16 protein-coding genes are annotated in these 17,520 nt (G+C 66.6%); 11 read left to right on the forward strand and 5 right to left on the reverse strand.

Annotated elements, in window-relative coordinates:
* Positions 1-6: 6 nt before the first annotated feature.
* Genes AC4JJG_RS09485 through pyrF form a run of 5 tightly spaced genes read left to right on the forward strand, consistent with a single transcriptional unit; the run spans position 7 to position 7,195 of the window.
* A complete protein-coding gene (locus AC4JJG_RS09485; RefSeq protein ID WP_495400722.1) occupies positions 7-1,323 on the forward strand; it encodes a dihydroorotase in 1,317 nt (438 codons plus the stop codon).
* Positions 1,320-1,862 (forward strand): PH-like domain-containing protein, encoded by a 543-nt coding sequence (locus tag AC4JJG_RS09490; protein ID WP_495400721.1) that lies wholly within the window; start codon positions 1,320-1,322, stop codon positions 1,860-1,862. The genes AC4JJG_RS09485 and AC4JJG_RS09490 overlap by 4 nt, the downstream gene beginning before the upstream one ends.
* The gene (gene carA / locus AC4JJG_RS09495; RefSeq protein ID WP_495400720.1) at positions 1,859-3,028 is read left to right on the forward strand and encodes a glutamine-hydrolyzing carbamoyl-phosphate synthase small subunit; all 1,170 of its coding nucleotides are present in this window, start codon (positions 1,859-1,861) and stop codon (positions 3,026-3,028) included. The genes AC4JJG_RS09490 and carA overlap by 4 nt, the downstream gene beginning before the upstream one ends.
* Positions 3,028-6,363, forward strand: a complete 3,336-nt coding sequence (carB, locus tag AC4JJG_RS09500) for a carbamoyl-phosphate synthase large subunit (RefSeq protein WP_495400719.1) — start codon at positions 3,028-3,030, stop codon at positions 6,361-6,363. The genes carA and carB overlap by 1 nt, the downstream gene beginning before the upstream one ends.
* Positions 6,364-6,367: 4 nt before the next feature.
* Positions 6,368-7,195, forward strand: a complete 828-nt coding sequence (gene pyrF / locus AC4JJG_RS09505; protein WP_495400718.1) for an orotidine-5'-phosphate decarboxylase — start codon at positions 6,368-6,370, stop codon at positions 7,193-7,195.
* 19 nt (positions 7,196-7,214) lie between these two features.
* Here pyrF and AC4JJG_RS09510 read toward each other — a convergent pair whose 3' ends face one another.
* The 5 genes from AC4JJG_RS09510 to AC4JJG_RS09530 all read right to left on the reverse strand — a co-directional run bounded on the left by AC4JJG_RS09510 (position 7,215) and on the right by AC4JJG_RS09530 (position 10,888).
* The gene (locus AC4JJG_RS09510; protein WP_495400717.1) at positions 7,215-7,733 is read right to left on the reverse strand and encodes a hypothetical protein; all 519 of its coding nucleotides are present in this window, start codon (positions 7,731-7,733) and stop codon (positions 7,215-7,217) included.
* Between the two features lie 171 nt (positions 7,734-7,904).
* Positions 7,905-8,567, reverse strand: a complete 663-nt coding sequence (locus AC4JJG_RS09515; RefSeq protein WP_495400716.1) for a hypothetical protein — start codon at positions 8,565-8,567, stop codon at positions 7,905-7,907.
* Between the two features lie 226 nt (positions 8,568-8,793).
* Positions 8,794-9,264, reverse strand: coding sequence for a hypothetical protein (locus AC4JJG_RS09520; protein WP_495405760.1), 471 nt, complete (start codon positions 9,262-9,264; stop codon positions 8,794-8,796).
* A gap of 110 nt (positions 9,265-9,374) precedes the next feature.
* Positions 9,375-10,601 (reverse strand): DUF6973 domain-containing protein, encoded by a 1,227-nt coding sequence (locus tag AC4JJG_RS09525; protein WP_495400714.1) that lies wholly within the window; start codon positions 10,599-10,601, stop codon positions 9,375-9,377.
* Complete coding sequence (locus tag AC4JJG_RS09530) at positions 10,601-10,888, reverse strand: hypothetical protein (RefSeq protein ID WP_495400713.1); 288 nt, start codon at positions 10,886-10,888, stop codon at positions 10,601-10,603. The genes AC4JJG_RS09525 and AC4JJG_RS09530 overlap by 1 nt, the downstream gene beginning before the upstream one ends.
* 626 nt (positions 10,889-11,514) lie before the next feature.
* Here AC4JJG_RS09530 and mihF point away from each other — a divergent pair.
* From mihF to AC4JJG_RS09560, 6 genes are all read left to right on the forward strand, one after another.
* A complete protein-coding gene (mihF, locus tag AC4JJG_RS09535) occupies positions 11,515-11,829 on the forward strand; it encodes an integration host factor, actinobacterial type (RefSeq protein ID WP_012834141.1) in 315 nt (104 codons plus the stop codon).
* An 11-nt stretch (positions 11,830-11,840) separates the two neighbouring features.
* Complete coding sequence (gene gmk / locus AC4JJG_RS09540) at positions 11,841-12,440, forward strand: guanylate kinase (RefSeq protein ID WP_495400712.1); 600 nt, start codon at positions 11,841-11,843, stop codon at positions 12,438-12,440.
* 70 nt (positions 12,441-12,510) lie between these two features.
* Positions 12,511-12,807 (forward strand): DNA-directed RNA polymerase subunit omega, encoded by a 297-nt coding sequence (rpoZ, locus tag AC4JJG_RS09545; protein ID WP_495400711.1) that lies wholly within the window; start codon positions 12,511-12,513, stop codon positions 12,805-12,807.
* A 20-nt stretch (positions 12,808-12,827) separates the two neighbouring features.
* Positions 12,828-14,096 (forward strand): bifunctional phosphopantothenoylcysteine decarboxylase/phosphopantothenate--cysteine ligase CoaBC, encoded by a 1,269-nt coding sequence (gene coaBC, locus AC4JJG_RS09550; RefSeq protein ID WP_495400710.1) that lies wholly within the window; start codon positions 12,828-12,830, stop codon positions 14,094-14,096.
* Positions 14,097-14,215: 119 nt separating this feature from the next.
* On the forward strand, positions 14,216-15,430 hold the full coding sequence (metK, locus tag AC4JJG_RS09555) for a methionine adenosyltransferase (RefSeq protein ID WP_495400709.1): 1,215 nt from the start codon (positions 14,216-14,218) through the stop codon (positions 15,428-15,430).
* Positions 15,431-15,561: 131 nt separating this feature from the next.
* On the forward strand, positions 15,562-17,499 hold the full coding sequence (locus tag AC4JJG_RS09560; protein WP_495401018.1) for a primosomal protein N': 1,938 nt from the start codon (positions 15,562-15,564) through the stop codon (positions 17,497-17,499).
* Positions 17,500-17,520 lie beyond the last annotated feature (21 nt).

Here is a 17,520-nt window from a genome sequence, read left to right on the forward strand (position 1 = left end):
CAAGAAGTGCAGAACGCAGGTCCGGCAGTCGGGTCGGTTCTCCTCGCCGACGTCCGGCCGTACGGTGAGGGCGATCCGGTGGATGTCCTGGTGGTCGACGGTGTGATCACCGAGATCGGCGCCGGACTGACCGCGCCGGAGGACATCGAGCGCATCGAGGGCGGTGGAGCGATTCTGCTGCCGGGCTTCGTCGATCTCCACACCCACCTGCGCGAGCCGGGACGCGAGGACACCGAAACCATCCGGAGTGGTTCGGCCGCAGCGGCTCTCGGCGGCTACACGGCGGTGTTCGCGATGGCGAACACCGATCCGGTCGCGGACAACTCGACGATCACCGACAACGTCTGGCGCACCGGGCGTGAGGTCGGGCTCGTCGATGTGCACCCGGTCGGTGCCGTCACGGTCGGGCTCGAGGGCAAGCAGCTCGCCGAGATGGGCATGATGGCCCGCGGTGCCGCCGGAGTCCGGATGTTCAGCGACGACGGCAAATGCGTCGATGATCCGCTGGTCATGCGCCGCGCACTGGAGTACGCGAAGAGTCTGGACGTGCTGATCGCACAACATGCCGAGGAACCCCGGCTGACCGTCGGTGCGGTGGCCAACGAGGGCGCGAACGCCGCTCGCCTCGGATTGACCGGCTGGCCGCGTGCGGCGGAGGAATCGATCGTCATCCGCGACGCGTTGCTGGCCCGTGATGCGGGGACCCGGGTGCACATCTGTCATGCGTCCACCGAGGGCACGGTCGAGTTGCTGCGCTGGGCACGGGAGCAGGGCATCGCGATCAGCGCCGAGGTCACGCCTCACCACCTGCTGCTCGACGACAACCGTCTCGCCACCTATGACGCCGTCAACAAGGTGAATCCGCCCCTGCGGGAGGAACGCGACAGCGTGGCACTCCGTCAGGCGCTGGCCGACGGTGTGATCGATTGTGTGGCAACCGATCACGCCCCGCACGCGGCGCAGGACAAGACCTGTGAGTTCGCGCAGGCCCGGCCGGGGATGCTGGGTCTGGAGACCGCGCTGCCGATCGTCGTCGAGACAATGGTCACCCCGGGACTGCTGGATTGGCGCGGGGTCGCGCGCGTGATGAGTGAACGGCCCGCGGAGATCGTCGGGCTCACCGATCAGGGCCGGCCGATCGCGGTCGGCGAACCCGGTTCGCTGGCCCTGGTTGATCCGGACACGTCCTGGGTGGTGTCCGGCGAGAGGCTCGCGAGCCTGTCGTCGAACACGCCGTACGAGGAGATGACGATGCCGGCCACCGTGGTCGCGACCGTGCTGCGCGGCCGGGTGACCGCACGCGACGGGGAGGTGGCGCGATGAGCAACACGCTGCTGCGCATCATTATCGTCGCGATCGTGCTCCTGGTCTGGCTCGGGTTGGTCGCACTCGTCCTTCGCGGATGGCGCAACCGTGGTCTGCGGCAGGCCGACTCGATCGGCGCATTGCCCGCGGTTCCCGAACCGCTGCCCGACCCGTTGCTCGGACCGCACTCCGGCCTGTACGTGGGCAGCACGATGGCGCCGAGCTGGCAGGATCGAGTAGCGGTGGGGGACATCGGCGATCGCGCCGCAAGCCTCATCGCCGGGTATCCCGACGGGATTCTGATCGGCAGGCAGGGAGCCACCGAGATCTGGATACCGCGCGACTCGATCGTCGCGATCCGGACCGAACGCGGCCTTGCGGGCAAGGTGATGACGGCCGACGGTGTGCTCGTGATCCGCTGGCAGCTGCCGACCGGCACCGAGATCGACTCGGGTCTGCGCGCCGACGACAAGAGCATCTATCCGGAGTGGATACGGGAGTTCACACCGGACACCGGGAACACAGAGAACGACGCCGAACAGAGGAAAGATCAATGAGCACAGCGGTTCTGGTGCTGGAGAACGGACAGGTCTTCCGGGGTCGGCCATACGGCGCGGAAGGCGAGACCCTCGGCGAGGCGGTGTTCTGCACCGCGATGACGGGCTACCAGGAAACCCTCACCGACCCCAGCTATCACCGGCAGATCGTGGTGGCGACCGCCCCGCAGATCGGCAACACCGGCTGGAACACCGAGGACGGCGAGAGCACCGGCAGCGCCGGAAGCGACTCGGCCACCGGTGATTCCGGAAAGATCTGGGTGGCCGGTTACGCGGTCCGCAATCCCACGCGCCGCGTGTCGAACTGGCGCGCGACGACCTCACTCGAGGACGAATTGACCGCCCAGGGCGTCGTCGGGATCTCCGGCATCGACACCCGCTCACTCGTGCGGGTATTGCGCGACCACGGATCGATGCGCGCGGGTGTCTTCTCCGGTGCGGCGATGGCCACCAACGACGAACTGCTGGCCCGGGTGCGCAATCAGCCGGAGATGACCGGCGCCAATCTGTCCGGCGAAGTCACGACCGACAACGCCTACGTCATCGAACCGACGTCCGGTGAGCCCCGATTCACGGTGGCCGCCATCGATCTGGGCATCAAGACCAATACCCCGCGGATGTTCGCCGCACGTGGTGTGCGCGTGCACGTCCTGCCCTCGACCATCGGTCTGGACGCCATCACCGACATCACACCGGACGGCGTGTTCCTCTCCAACGGCCCCGGCGACCCGGCCACCGCGGACAGCATGGTGGAACTGACCCGTCAGGTGCTCGGCGAGGACATCCCGCTGTTCGGCATCTGCTTCGGTAACCAGATTCTCGGACGTGCCCTGGGCCGCAACACCTACAAGATGAAGTTCGGTCACCGCGGTATCAACATCCCGGTCATCGACCAGGCCACCGGCAAGGTGTCGATCACCGCACAGAACCACGGCTTCGCCCTCGAGGGGGAGGCAGGTGAGGAATTCGACACCGACTTCGGACGGGCCCGCGTGAGTCACGTGTGCGCCAACGACGGAACCGTCGAGGGTGTGGAACTCGCGTCCGGACAAGCCTTTTCGGTGCAGTATCACCCGGAGGCGGCGGCCGGCCCACATGACGCCGCATATCTCTTCGACAAGTTCACGGCTCTCCTGGAGAGCCGCGCACACGGAACGGGGGCCTGATGCCACGCCGTACAGACATCCAGCACGTCCTGGTGATCGGCTCCGGCCCGATCGTCATCGGACAGGCCTGCGAGTTCGACTATTCGGGCACCCAGGCCTGCCGGGTCCTCAAGTCCGAGGGCCTGCGCGTCAGCCTGGTCAACTCCAACCCGGCGACGATCATGACCGACCCGGAGTTCGCCGACGCCACCTACATCGAGCCGATCACGCCGGAGTACGTGGAGAAGGTCATCGAGGCCGAGCGGGACGCCGGGCACCCGATCGATGCCGTGCTCGCCACCCTGGGCGGGCAGACCGCGCTCAATGCCGCTGTCGCCCTGCATGATCGCGGCTCGTTGGAGAAGTACGACATCGAGCTGATCGGTGCCGACTTCGATGCCATCCAGCGTGGCGAGGACCGGCAGATGTTCAAGGACATCGTCGCCAAGGTCGGCGGCGAGAGCGCCCGGTCCCGCGTCTGTCACACGATGGACGAGGTGCGCGAGACGGTTGCCGAGCTCGGCTATCCGGTCGTCGTGCGACCGTCCTTCACCATGGGCGGACTCGGCTCCGGAATGGCGTACGACGAGGCGGATCTCGAACGTATCGCCGGCGGCGGTCTGGCCGCCTCGCCGACCGCCAACGTCCTCATCGAGGAATCCATCCTGGGCTGGAAGGAATACGAACTCGAGTTGATGCGCGACAACCGCGACAACGTGGTGGTCGTCTGCTCGATCGAGAACGTCGATCCGGTCGGTGTGCACACCGGCGACTCGGTGACCGTCGCGCCCGCGATGACGCTCACCGACCGCGAATACCAGAAGATGCGCAACCTCTCGATCGACATCCTGCGGGAGGTCGGCGTCGACACCGGCGGCTGCAACATCCAGTTCGCGCAGGACCCCAAGGACGGACGCCTCGTCGTCATCGAGATGAATCCACGGGTGTCGCGCTCGTCGGCACTGGCGTCCAAGGCTACGGGATTCCCGATCGCGAAGATCGCCGCGAAGCTCGCCATCGGCTACAGCCTCGACGAGATCGTCAACGACATCACCAAGGAGACGCCCGCCTCCTTCGAGCCGACCCTCGACTACGTCGTCGTCAAGGCACCGCGGTTCGCGTTCGAGAAGTTCCCGGGTGCCGACGACACGCTGACCACGACGATGAAGTCGGTGGGCGAGGCGATGAGCCTGGGCCGCAGCTTCGCCGAAGCCCTCGGCAAGGTGATGCGCTCGCTGGAGACCAAGGCCGCGGGTTTCTGGACCGAACCCGATCGGCCCGATCCGGCTACCGTTGATCTTCCGGCCCTCCTGGAGACCCTGAAGACGCCGAAGGACGGACGCCTGTACGGCATCATGCTGGCGCTCGACGCGGGTGCGAGCGTGGAGGACCTGTACGCGGCCACCGCCATCGATCCCTGGTTCCTCGCCGAGATCGACGGCATCCGGGCGGTGGGCAATGCCGTGCGCGACGCCGAGAATCTGGACGAGGATCTGCTGCGCGAGGCGAAGTCGACGGGACTGTCGGACCGTCAGATCGCCGCACTGCGTGACGATCTGGCCGACGAGGCCGCGGTTCGTGCTCTGCGCGAGGAGTTGGGCGTCCACCCCGTCTACAAGACGGTGGACACCTGTGCGGCCGAATTCGAGGCGAAGACGCCGTATCACTATTCGACGTACGAACTCGATCCGGCTGCCACGAGTGAGGTTGCCCCGCAAACGGATCGGCCGAAGGTGCTCATCCTCGGCTCCGGCCCGAACCGCATCGGCCAGGGCATCGAGTTCGACTACTCCTGTGTGCACGCGGCGATCACCCTGTCCGAGGCCGGGTACGAGACCGTCATGGTCAACTGCAACCCGGAGACGGTGTCCACCGACTACGACACCGCCGACCGTCTGTACTTCGAGCCGCTGACCTTCGAGGACGTCCTCGAGGTGTACCGCGCGGAGTCCGCGTCGGGCACCGTCGCCGGTGTGATCGTGCAACTCGGCGGTCAGACCCCACTGGGTCTCGCGGAACGACTCGAAGCCGCGGGTGTCCCGATCGTCGGAACCAGCCCGGAGGCGATCGACCTCGCCGAGGATCGTGGCGAGTTCGGCAAGGTGCTCACGGCCGCCGACCTGCCCGCGCCCGCCTTCGGCACGGCGACCTCGTTCGACGAGGCCCGTGAGACCGCGGCGCGCATCGGCTATCCGGTGCTGGTGCGACCGTCGTATGTGCTCGGCGGTCGTGGCATGGAGATCGTGTATGACGAGAAGTCCCTGGAGGACTACATCTCTCGCGCCACCGAACTCAAGCCCGATCACCCGGTGCTGGTCGACCGCTTCCTCGAGGATGCGGTGGAGATCGATGTCGACGCCCTCTGCGACGGCGACGAGGTCTACATCGGCGGCGTGATGGAGCACATCGAGGAGGCCGGCATCCACTCCGGTGACTCGGCCTGTGCGCTGCCACCCGTGACGCTGGGTCGTTCCGATCTCGCGATGGTGCGTGCCTCCACCGAGGCCCTCGCCAAGGGCATTGGCGTCAAGGGACTGCTGAACGTCCAGTACGCCCTCAAGGACGACATCCTCTATGTGCTGGAAGCGAATCCGCGGGCCAGCCGGACCGTGCCGTTCGTGTCGAAGGCCACCGCGGTACAGCTTGCCAAGGCGTGTGCCCGGGTCATGCTGGGGGAGTCGATCGCCGATCTGCGCACGGCGGGCGTACTGCCGGAGAGCGGCGACGGCGGCGATGCACCGATCGACGCACCGATCTCGGTCAAGGAAGCGGTGCTGCCGTTCAATCGGTTCCGCCGCGAGGACGGCACCGGTGTCGACTCGCTGCTCAGCCCGGAGATGAAGTCCACCGGCGAGGTCATGGGCATCGACGCCGACTTCGGCCGCGCCTTCGCGAAGTCCCAGACCGCGGCCTACGGCTCGCTGCCCACGTCGGGGGCGATCTTCGTGTCGGTGGCGAACAAGGACAAGCGCGCCCTGCTGTTCCCGGTGAAGCGGCTGGCCGATCTCGGATTCGAGATCCTCGCCACCGAGGGTACGGCGGATGTGCTGCGCCGCAACGGTATCCACTGCCGGACGGTCCGCAAGCACTATGAGGCCGCCGAGGGGGTGTCCACCATCGTCGACCTGATCCGTGCGGGTGAGGTCGCGATGGTCATCAATACTCCGTACGGCAACTCGGGCCCGCGCGTCGACGGCTATGAGATCCGCAGTGCCGCGGTGTCGGCGACCATCCCGTGCATCACGACGGTGCAAGGTGCGAGCGCCGCGGTACAGGGCATCGAGGCCGCCCTGAGCGGGGAGATCGGCGTGGAGTCACTGCAGCGGCGGCATGCGGCCATGGGGACCAAGGAGTAGCGCGATGAACCGGCAGGGTTACGGGGCACGACACCGGGACGCGGTCGCCGCGCGCGGCCGGCTGTGTGCGGGCATCGATCCGCACGCGGCCCTGCTGGAGCACTGGGGTCTGACGGTCGACATCGACGGACTGGCCCGGTTCGCCGACATCTGCGTGGAGGCGCTCGGACCGGTGGCCGCGGTGATCAAGCCGCAGGTCGCGTTCTTCGAGGTCTTCGGTGCGGCCGGTTTCACCGTGCTCGAACGGGTCATCACCGGATGCCAGGAGGCGGGCGCCCTGGTGCTCGCGGACGCGAAGCGCGGCGACATCGGATCGACCATGGATGCCTACGCGGTCGCGTGGCTCAAGGACATGTCGCCGTTGTGCGCGGATGCGGTGACCGTGTCGCCGTATCTCGGCTTCGGCTCGCTGTCACCGGCCATCGACGCCGCGCGGGCCGCCGATCGCGGGGTCTTCGCACTGGCGCGCACCTCCAATCCGGAAGGTGCGGATGTGCAGCTGGCCGATGCCGGGGGCCGCAGCGTCGGACAGTCGATCGTGGACGCGGCAGCGGCCGAGAATGCCGACGGGAGCGGCACTCTCGGGCTGGTCGTCGGTGCGACGCGGGCACACGGCCTCGACCTCGCGGCCCTGAACGGCCCGATCCTCGCGCCCGGACTGGGCGCCCAAGGCGCCACCGCGGCCGACCTGCCGGAGGTCTTCGCGGGTGCGGACCGCTCGTGGCTGCTGCCGGCCAGTAGCAGGGGAGTTCTGCGAGCCGGCCCCGACCCTGCGGCTCTTCGCACCGCCTTCACGGTCGCACGTGATGAGGTCGAGATGGCCTTGCGCTGACTTCGAATCGCAGGCGAACTCAGGGCGCTTGCGGTTCCAGAACCGGCCGCGCGCGGGTCGCGTTCGACACCACCGTCGTCGTTCGGGATATGACCGGTATATGTTCTTCGCCGGGCACGTCGATGGGTTGGTCGTTGTCGTAATTCCACGGGACCGCCTGAACCGGGGTATTCCGATACAGGAATATGTAGTCTCCGGCTGATCGGGTCACCTGGTCCATATCGGCCTCCCAATAGTTCCAGCACACGCCCGTCGTACCCGAGAATCTGTCCAGTCTCTCAGGGCCGATCCCTTCTCTTTGGATGACAAGGCGATCCCACTTCCCAGTCCAGCCAGCTGCATCTGCGATCTGCCCCAGAGTGGTTGGCTGTCCGACGTTGTTCGCCGCGCGTCGAGCGGCAGCCATGAAGGCCTTCGACGAGCCCAGCGGCTCCGGTCGGTCTTCGGCGGGGAATTCCGGAGTGTTGCACTGTCTTTGGGGTGTGGACATTGAGGCGAACGGGTTTGACACGAGACCGCATGCGGTGGTCGAAGCCACGACAACACCAGCGAGGATCGCTGCGAGTCCGGCTTTGGCAGCTCGGTGGTGTCGCCGCGTGATCATGGTGTCCCCGCCGGAAGGGGCACGCTGGTGGTGCCCATGTTCTGGGGGCCGCGCAACGATGAAGTCGTACTCCGAGGACAGTGGCCTTACCTCCTTAGGTGTAATTCAGGGAACCCGTGGTTCCAGAGCCGGTGGATCGTAGGTCGCGTTCGACACGATCGTCGTGCTCCGATGGATCACTGCGGGCCGATCCACGGTGGTGACGATAGGTCTGTCATCGCCCCAGGAGATCGCCTGGAGGGGAGAGTTGCCACGCAAGAAAATGTAGTCCCCCGCGTGGCCACCGCGGTCGGGATCGGCCGCCCAGTAGTGCCAGCAGACGCCTGTCGTGCCCGAGACGCGGTCGAGATCAGCGGGACCCATCCAATCTTCTTGCATGACAAGCCGATCCCAGGAGCCGGTCCATCCGGCTGCATCGGCGATCTGACCGAGCGTGGTTGGCTGGCCGATCCTGTTGGCAGCTTCGCGCGCCGCGGAGATAAATGCCGCCGAGGAGCCCAAAGGCTCGGGGCGCCCCTTCACAGGGAACTCCGGAGTGGTGCACTGCCTTTCCGTAGTGGTCATGGGGGAGAAGGGGCTCGGCAGGATTCCGCAGCCGACTGTCGAAGCCATGACGATGGCTGCCAAAGCTGCGCATCCGGAGCGGCGGCCTGAGTACCGCCGTCGCATGGTCACCGCGACCGTCTGAAGAACCTTTTCGACATCAACTACCACGTGAATGCTTCCCTTGGTCTCGGACGTTCGCTCGCGGGAGCGCACGTCGGACATTTGTGTCGATGGCCGTGGCGCCCTCGGGCTGGTTGTGAATCGAACGCGGTCACCAGGCCCCGACCTCACACCGCCCTGAACGGCCCGATTCTCGTGCGGTCCTCGGCGCCCAAGCCGCTACGGCGAATTGTTGGCCGGAGGTCTTCACGGGGCGGATACGTCATAGCTTTCATGGCCGAACGTGATGAGATCGAGGCGGCCTTGGGCTGACGCCCGCATAGGTGGCTCAGGGGGCTTGCGGTTCCAGAATCGGCCGCGCGCGGGTCGCGTTCGACACCACCGTCGTCGTTCGGGATATGACCGGTATATGTTCTTCGCCGGGCACGTCGATGGGTTGGTCGTCGTCGTAATTCCACGGGACCGCCTGAACCGGGGTGTCCCGATACAGGAATATGTAGTCTCCGGCTGATCGGGTCACCTGGTCCATATCGGCCTCCCAATAGTTCCAGCACACGCCGGTAGTGCCCGAGAAGCGATCAAGTGTTTCCGGTCCGTTCCCGTCTTGTTGTATGACGAGACGATCCCAGACGCCAGTCCATCCGGCCGCGATGGCGATCTGACCGAGAGTCGTCGGCTGTCCGATATTGTCGGCCGCGCGTCGAGCGGCAGCCATGAAGGCCTTCGACGAGCCCAGCGGCTCCGGTCGGTCTTCGGCGGGGAATTCCGGAGTGTTGCAGTGTCTTTGGGGTGTGGACATTGGGGCGAACGGGTTTGACACGAGACCGCATGCGGTGGTCGAAGCCACGACAACACCGGCGAGGATCGCTGCGAGTCCGGCTTTGGCAGCTCGGTGGTGTCGCCGCGTGATCATGGTGTCCCTGCCGGGAGGGTCACACCGGTGGTGCCAACGTTCCGGGGTTTGCCGTGCACGCGGTTTGTCCAATCGATTTTGCCGTCGTCGCCGATAGCGACTGTTTTCCCGGTACTCACCTGTGCCGCAACATGATCGGCCAGTACGGAAGGAGACGCGCCCTGATGTGCAGCGGCGACGCCTCGGCCGACCTCGTTGTTGTATAGGTCCATCGCTTCCCGATTCGCGGGCTGACCACCAAGGCCTTCGTGTGCAGTGGTGTATTTCTTGGTCCACTCCTCCCCGTACTTCTGCGTCATCAAGGCGTTCCAATAGGCATGCCGGAAGGCGTCACCCTTCCCATCGTTTATCGAACGGCGATACCGCTTCGTCGCCTCTTCCTCGGCCTGTTTCTTGATAGCGTTAAATTCGGTGATACCACCCGGATCGCCGTCCTCGAACGGATTGGCTTTGTTGAGGAGCGATTTGAGAGCCATCTTATTGAGCATCTCGGCTTCTTCTCTCGACACAAGCTTAGGGTCCATTCCGATGTCAATGCCGGCCTTTTTCGCCTTCTCGATCAAACTCGGCGGTGGCCACAGTGCCGCTCCGTCTGGTGATGCCGAAACTTGATAGTTGTTGAGGATCTCTTTGAGCTTGGGATCGGTTGGAGTGGGAACCACACCCTCCTGGACGCCGCGAGACAGATTTTCGAACGCGCGACGGACCACATCGGAGCCGGCTTGATCTAGTTGATAGATATCCGCCCGGGCGCCAGAGATGGCGGAGCTCAGGAAGTGCTGTTCAGCGGTCATGGCCGGAAGTTTCACCGGTGTCTTCCAGCCCCAGATGTCCGTCCACTCGTCTACGGACTTGCGGGAGTGAACATCGCCTTCGGGCGTCACGACGAAGTCGTACTCTGAGGACTCGGCCTCTTTCATCTTGTCGTCGAGAACCTTGACCTGTGCCTCGATTTGCCCGATCAGCTTGCTCGACCTGTCCACGATGTCTTCCATGACCGCGACTGATCGCGTGAGGTCCTGATGATGCTGATTTGACAGATTCCGGGCCGCGTCGCCACTACGCGCGTCCCAGATATTGCGCGACCGGTCGAAGTCGCCTGCTGACGTATCGCCCTGACTAGTAATCTCCGCGCCTTTTGAGGTCATCGAAGCCAAGGCCGCGTGTGCACTGTTGAATGTCCACGTGCGCAGCTTGTGAACTGAGTATCTGTCGTCACTCATCAGTTGCCGATCACGTCGAACGCCTCAGTCGACATGTCCTCGGTCTTCTGATAGTCGCGTGCCGCCTGAATCGATAGGTCGCCGAAGTGACTGAGACGAGTCGCGTGGTACTCGAAGATCGAATCGAATGCCTTGGCCGCGTCATCGAGATTGCGGGCGATCTCGCTGCCACCGCACCCATGGGTGGGCGCGTTGCCGCCGTTCATGGGTTTCTGGCCACGGATTGCGTCTCCGTGCGCCTTGGTCGAATTGCCCAGCGCGACAACCTTCTCGACATCAATTTCCACGTGAGTGCTTCCTTGGTATCTGATGTTCGCTCCGGCAGCGCACGTCGGAGTTTGATCTTGTCAACGAGCTGTGTGGAGCGTCAATTCTTGTCATGCGCGCGATCGACAGGAGCGTCGGTTAGCCCAGGGGGGCGGTCTCCGTGCGCCGGTGGACGTTGCCCCACGACGCCGGATGAGTCGGGGGCGAACCCGCGACACGCGCGGTTGGGCACGGTCTTTCCTGAGAATCCGTCACGACCTCACGAGTCACACGTGCCCCATGCCTTGTTTCCGTGAAAACGGCGTGTGCCTGCGAGAACGTCGTGATACCTCCTCGGACGAGCCGATGTGACCTGCGACTTTGCGGCATCGTGCGACGTCAGGGCGGTGTCGTCGAAACCGGTCCCGGCAGCGCCCCGCTCCGGTTGGCGACGCAAGCTACAACACTGAGATTCGCCCACTTTTCGGGGGGTGGCGCTCGCAAATGCCTGTTCAGATGGGTACGGTCGCTTTCGCCGCATCAAAACGTCGGCTGTGGTCGACCACATCGCGTGACCGCCACCGCCGCACCGGCGACCAAACCGCCGTCAGGCGCCGAACGGAGTCTGACGACAGTCCAGAAGTACACACGAAAGACGGAGGAACCCGTGGCCCTTCCCCAGTTGACAGACGAGCAGCGCGCTGCAGCGTTGGAGAAGGCTGCTGCCGCCCGGCGGGCCCGCGCCGAGCTCAAGGAGCGCCTGAAGCGCGGCGGCACCGACCTCAAGCAGGTCCTCAAGGATGCCGAGAACGACGAGATCCTCGGCAAGATGAAGGTCTCTGCTCTGCTCGAGGCCCTGCCGAAGGTCGGCAAGGTCAAGGCGCAGGAAATCATGACCGAACTGGAGATCGCCCCGACCCGCCGCCTGCGTGGCCTCGGCGATCGTCAGCGCAAGGCTCTGCTCGAGAAGTTCAGCTCCTGAACGAGCACCGCATGAGCACGAGGGGCCGACTGGTAATTCTGGTCGGCCCCTCGGCCGTAGGTAAGTCCACCGTTGTCCGGAGGGTCCGGCAGCTCGTCCCGCAGCTGTACTTCAGTGTGTCGGTGACGACCCGCGATCCGCGGCCCGGTGAGGTCGACGGTCGCGACTATCACTTCGTGTCGCGCGCCGAATTCGATGCCATGATCGCCGCCGACCGGCTTCTGGAATGGGCCGAGATCCACGGAGGCCTGCAGCGTTCGGGCACACCGGCCGCCCCGGTCGAGAACGCGCTGGAGCGCGGTGCGCCCGTGCTCGTCGAGGTCGACCTGCAGGGTGCGCGCAACGTCGTCCACCGACTCCCGGAGGCCGTCACGGTCTTTCTCGCGCCGCCGAGCTGGGAGATTCTGGTCGAACGCCTGACCGGCCGCGGCACCGAGTCGCCGCAGGCGGTGGAGCGTCGCCTGGCCACCGCTCGCGAGGAGATGGCCGCCCAGGACGAGTTCGATCATGTACTCGTGAACACCGAAGTCGACCAGGTGGCATCGGAATTGGTATCCTTGCTGGTCGGGCCCGAAGCTCCGGCTTCCGGGCGGCCGGCCCCCATCGTTTGAACCGCCAGGTGATCTCGTCGCCGACGGCCGATACGTACACCGGATAGAGCACAGTGATGCAGGAGAATGCGTGAGCACCCAGAATTTGGAACTGACCGAGATCGTCGACGCACCGGCATATGACACCCCGCTGGGCATCACCAACCCGCCCATCGACGATCTGCTCGATCGGGCATCGTCGAAGTACGCGCTGGTGATCTACGCCGCCAAGCGCGCACGTCAGATCAACGACTACTACAACCAGCTCGGTGACGGCATCCTCGAGTACGTCGGCCCGCTCGTCGAGCCGGGCCTGCAGGAGAAGCCGCTGTCCATCGCGATGCGGGAGATCCACTCCGACCTCCTCGAGCACACCGAAGGCGAATAGAGGATTCCGCGGGATCGGGGATGAGCGCAGCGACCGGCGACGCAACTCGGCGCCGCATCCTGATCGGTGTGGGCGGCGGGATCGCCGCCTACAAGGTCTGTTCGGTGATCCGCCATTTCACCGAGGCCGGCCATGAAGTCCGCGTGGTTCCTACGCGGGCGGCGCTGGAATTCGTCGGCAAGGCGACCTTCGAGGCACTGACCGGGAACCCGGTGAGCACCGAGGTCTTCGACGACGTCGACCAGGTGGCACACGTGCGCCTCGGTCAGCACGCGGATCTGGTGATCGTCGCACCCGCCACCGCCGACCTGATGTCGCGGGCGGCGGCCGGCCGCGCCGACGACCTGCTGACGGCATCCCTGCTGACGGCGACCTGTCCGGTGCTGTTCGTGCCCGCGATGCACACCGAGATGTGGCAACACCCGGCCACGCAGGCGAACGTCGCGACCCTCCGGTCGCACGGGGTCACCGTGATGACCCCGGCATCGGGACGACTCACCGGTACCGACAGCGGACCGGGGCGTCTCCCGGACCCGCAGGAGATCTCGCTGATCGGCGAACTGCTCCTCGATCGACCCGACGCGCTGCCCCACGACCTCTCGGGGGTGCGCATCGTCATCAGTGCGGGCGGCACTCGGGAGCCGCTCGACCCGGTGCGTTTTCTGGGCAACCACAGCTCCGGCAAACAGGGCTTCGCTCTTGCGCGTGCGGCGGCCCAGCGCGGTGCGACCGTCACCGTGGTGGCCGGCTCCACGGCCGATCCGGGGGATCCGGCGGGCGTCGAGATCGTGCGTATCGACAGCGCCCAGGAACTTGCCGACGAGATGGCCAAGCGTGCCGCGGAGGCCGACGTCGTCATCATGGCGGCCGCCGTCGCCGACTTCCGGCCGATCGCCGTCGCCGACGCCAAGATCAAGAAGGGCGCCGACGGACCGGCACCCATCGAACTGGCCACCAACCCGGACATTCTGCGCGGACTCGTCGAAGCCCGCACCGACGGCCGGATCCCCGACAGCACCGTCATCGTCGGATTCGCCGCCGAAACCGGCGACGAACACGGTGGAGTCCTCGACCACGGACGCGAGAAGTTGCGCCGCAAGGGTTGCGATCTGCTGGTGGTCAATGCGGTCGGCGACGGCAAGGCGTTCGGCACCGAGGACAACACCGGCTGGCTGCTGTCGTCGACCGGCACCGAGACCGCGTTACCACTCGGATCCAAAACGCTCATGTCGAGCCGAATACTTGACGAGGTCCGCGCCCTGGTGCCAGATGGACAGGGCTCGGCCTGACCATCTTGCCGTCGGACCCGATGTGTAGGTTGGAACAGTTCCCGACCGGCCGAGACACGGCCGTCCACAGACATAGTGCCTGCCCCGTCCGAGGGGCCCGGAAGACCTGAGAGGACCAGATGACCACCTCTGCGTCACGCCTGTTCACCAGCGAGTCCGTCACCGAAGGCCACCCCGACAAGATCTGCGACGCGATCAGCGACTCCGTGCTCGACGCACTGCTGAGCGCCGACCCGGCCGCCAAGGTCGCGGTCGAGACCCTGGTGACCACCGGCCAGGTCCACGTCGCCGGTGAGGTCAACACCACCGCCTACGCCGACATCCCGACCATCGTCCGCGAGAAGATCCTGGAGATCGGCTACGACTCGTCGACGAAGGGATTCGACGGTGCCTCGTGCGGTGTGAACGTCGCGATCGGCGCGCAGTCGCCCGAGATCGCCCAGGGACTGACCGACTCGCACGAGTCGCGGTACGGCCAGGGCGGCGACGACATCGACAAACAGGGCGCCGGCGATCAGGGACTGATGTTCGGGTATGCCACCGATGAGACACCGGAACTCATGCCGCTGCCGATCTCGTTGGCGCACAAGCTTGCTCGTCGTCTGACCGAAGTCCGCAAGAACGGCACGCTGCCGTACCTCCGGCCGGACGGCAAGACCCAGGTCACCGTCGAGTACGACGGTGAGGTCCCGGTTCGTCTCGACACCGTGGTCGTCTCCACCCAGCACGCGGCCGACATCGATATCGATAACATGTTGACCCCCGACATCCGCGCCGAGGTACTGGCGCCGGTGTTCGAGGCGCTGGATCTGCCGAACGAGCTCGACACCTCCGACTTCCGTCTTCTGGTCAACCCGACCGGACGCTTCGTGCTCGGCGGACCGATGGGCGACGCCGGGCTGACCGGCCGCAAGATCATCGTCGACACCTACGGTGGCATGTCCCGCCACGGCGGCGGCGCCTTCTCCGGCAAGGATCCGTCGAAGGTGGACCGCAGCGCGGCCTACGCGATGCGCTGGGTGGCGAAGAACGCCGTGGCCGCCGGACTCGCCAGCCGCATCGAGGTGCAGGTCGCCTACGCGATCGGCAAGGCCGCGCCGGTCGGGCTGTTCGTCGAGACCTTCGGCACCGAGAAGGTGGACCCGGCGACGATCCAGAAGGCCATCTCCGAGGTGTTCGACCTGCGTCCCGGCGCGATCATCCGCGACCTCGACCTGCTGCGGCCGATCTACGCGCCGACCGCCGCCTACGGGCACTTCGGCCGCACCGACATCGATCTGCCCTGGGAGAACACCGACCGCGCCGAGAAGCTGCGGGCGGCCGCGGGTCTGTAGGGCCGGGAGTGTGCGCGGCGTCCGCGCGGCAACCGGCGCCGGAGCAGCAGACGATCGACGCGACACCGGCGTCGACGCCCAAGGGCGGTCGGCAGCCGGCCCCTGAGCTGCCCATCGGCAAAGTGCTGCCGATGCTGGGGCTCGCGCATCTGGATCGCCCGTTCGACTACCGGATCGACGCCGAGCAGGACGAGATCGCGAAACCCGGTGTGCGCGTGCGGGTTCGCTTCGGTGGCCGGCTGGTCGACGGCTATCTGCTGGAGCGTGTCGAGACCAGCGATCATCCCGGTCGGCTCGGCTGGCTCGACCGGGTCGTGTCTCCGGAGCCCGTTCTCGGTCCGGAGTTGCTCGAGCTCTGTCGTGCGGTGGCCGAGCGGTATGCGGGCACATTGTCGGACGTGATCCGGCTGGCCGTGCCCCCACGCCATGCGCGAACGGAGAAGGAGACCACGCCGGAACCCGAGACGCCGAGGCCGGAGACGGTGGATCTCGAGGGCTGGTCGGCATACCCCGCCGCGGAGTCCTTCGTCACGTCCGCCCGGACCGGGACGCCGCGGGCGGTGTGGCAGGCCACGCCGGGGGAGGACTGGCCGAGCCGGATCGCCGAGTTGGTCACCGCGACGGTCGCGAACGGGCGTGGCGCCATCGTCGTGGTGCCCGACCAGCGTGATCTCGAACGTCTGGAGGCGGCGTGTGCCGCGCTGGGCGATCGATGCGTGACCCTGGCCGCCGGCCTCGGTCCGACCGCCCGGTACCGGCGCTGGCTGCGGGTGCGGCGCGGTGCCGCCGATGTGGTCATCGGTACCCGCAGCGCGATCTTCGCCCCGGTCCACGACCCGGGTCTGATCGTCGTCTGGGACGACGGCGACGACAGCCTCAACGAGCCGCGCGCGCCCTATCCGCATCCGCGCGAGGTCGCGGTATTGCGTTCGCACCTGGAGAAGTCCGCGCTGGTCATCGGCGGCTATGCGCGAACGACCGAAGCGCAGTCGCTGGTCAGCGCGGGATGGGCGCACGACCTGGTCGCCGAGCGGGCGACCGTGCGCGCCCGTACGGCCCGGGTGGTCGCGCTCAGTGATGAGGACCGCCGCGTGGCCGACGACCCGATGGCGCGAGCCGCCCGCATTCCGAAAGTGGCCTTCGAGGCGGCCCGCGGGGCGCTCGATGCCGACCGCCCGGTCCTGTTCAGCGTGCCGCGACGCGGCTACATCCCGTCACTCGCCTGTGCCCGCTGCCGGGCGCGGGCGCGCTGCCGCGCCTGCCACGGTCCTCTCGAGTTCACCTCGCAGGGGCGATTGTCCTGTCGATGGTGCGGACGGCCGGAGACGTCGTTCCGCTGCCCGGAGTGTGGTCACACCTCCGTCCGCGCCCAGACGACCGGTGCGCGCCGCACCGCCGAAGAACTCGGTCGGGCGTTCGCCGGCGTGCCGGTCGTCACCTCGGGCGGCTCGACGATCTCCGACACCGTCGAGCCCGGTGCCCGCGTGGTCGTCGCGACCCCGGGAGCCGAGCCGCGCGTCGAGGGTGGGTACGGCGCAGCCGTCGTCCTGGACACCTGGGCACAACTCGACCGCGCCGATCTCCGGGCGGGTGAGGACGCGGTCCGACGATGGATGGCGGTCGGTGCCCTGGTGCGGCCGCACGGCGACGGGGGCACGCTGGTTCTCGTCGCCGATGCGGGTCTGGTTCCGGTGCAGGCCGTCGTCCGGTGGGATCCGGTCGGATTCGCGGATCGTGAACTGGCACAACGCATCGCTCTGGGATTTCCGCCCGCGGTGGCGATGGCGTCGGTCGACGGTGCACCCGACGCGGTGGCCGCGTTCGTCGATGCGGTGGACCTGCCGGCGGGCGGTGAGATCCTCGGCCCGGTTCCGCTACCACCCGGCGTGCGGCCCCCGTCCGGATCCGGTGAGAAGCTCGACGGTGACGTGGAACGTGTGCTGCTGCGCGTGGATCGACGTGCGGGCAAGGCGCTCGCGGCCGCATTGACGACCGCGCAGATTCATCGCAACACCCATCACGAGACCGGACCGATCCGTGTGCAGGTCGATCCGCCTACCATCGGATGACACATTCGCGTGCCCCGGTGC

The sequence above is a fragment of the Gordonia sp. B8661-1 genome (assembly GCF_059427765.1).